Consider the following 1,171-nt stretch of genomic DNA (forward strand, 5'->3'; position numbering starts at 1 on the left):
ACGCCCGCTGCGAACATGCTGCGCGATGCCGACGGTGCGCCCTGGAAGCCATCGCCGATCGTCGCGATCGCTGCGCCCTGGCGCGGGGTCGTCGCCGCGTTGTTGTTCGGGTAGAACAGCGTATTGCCGTTCGCGCGCTGGAATGCTTCCAGTGCGTACAGACCCGTGCGCTTCGAGAGCGAGTAGTACTGGGACAGGTTGAACTGATGGTACGAAGCCGCGTCGTTGATGCCGTTCGCCTTGCTCGCCCACGTGTAGCTGTAGCCCGCCGCGAAGTCCCATGCCGACGTCGCCTTCCAGTGCAGCACCGTGCCTGCCGTATTGAACACGGCTTCGTCGGTAAAGCCGGAATTCACGCCCGGGATGTACTGAACGTTGGTGTACGTGACCGAGATATCCCACGCGCTGTTGAACTGGTAGCCGCCCGCAACCGCGAAGCGCTGCTGAGCCTGTGCGCGCTGGTAGCCAGCCGTCACCGCCGACACGCCCGGCTGGCCGCCGCCCGTCGTGCTCGTCGTATCGTTGACGGTGGTCGACTGGCCGCTGTAGAAGCCGCCGCCGTTGGCCGCATTGTTGATGCGCGAGAACGCGACCGCACCACCGATCGGACCTTGCTGATACTGGATCGCAGCCGACCACGTCGAGCCTTGGTACACGCTGTCGGGCACGCCCGCGAACGAGTACGAACCGCTCACCGTCACACCGTAGAGCTTCGGCGACGTGTACACGACCGAGTTGTTCGCGCGGTAGATCGTGTCCAAACCGTCCAGATCGCCCGGGTGCGCGCCGAAGTAGCCGGTCAGCCAGTTCGTCGGGCTATACGGCGAAAGCAGCGTGTAGTACGAGGTGTACTGGCGACCCAACGTGACGGTACCGTAGCCCGGGTTCGTCAGACCGACCCATGCCTGGCGGCCGAACATCGCGTTGGTGAACTGCTGTTGCCCGCTGTTGATGTCGAAGCCCGATTCCAGCTGGAAGATGGCCTTGTTGCCGCCGCCGAGGTCTTCCGCGCCCTTCAAGCCGAAACGGCTGCCCGCCCAGATGCCCGACGCCATCTTGACGTTCGAGCGGCCCGGGGTCGACCTGTTCAGGTTCGTCTGGCTGCTTTGGTAGACGATCGAATCGTCGACGATACCGTACAGCGTGACGCTGCTTTGCGCGAATGCCGGCG

The 1,171-nt window shown here is 64.2% G+C and carries 1 protein-coding gene; it reads right to left on the minus strand.

Annotation, left to right across the window (positions count from 1 at the left end; genetic code table 11):
• The coding region (locus QCE73_RS39345; RefSeq protein WP_309886216.1) for a porin at positions 1-1,171 on the minus strand (1,171 nt) is incomplete at both ends.

Origin of the sequence: Caballeronia sp. LZ029 (assembly GCF_031451275.1) — a bacterium.
GTDB lineage: Bacteria > Pseudomonadota > Gammaproteobacteria > Burkholderiales > Burkholderiaceae > Caballeronia > Caballeronia jiangsuensis.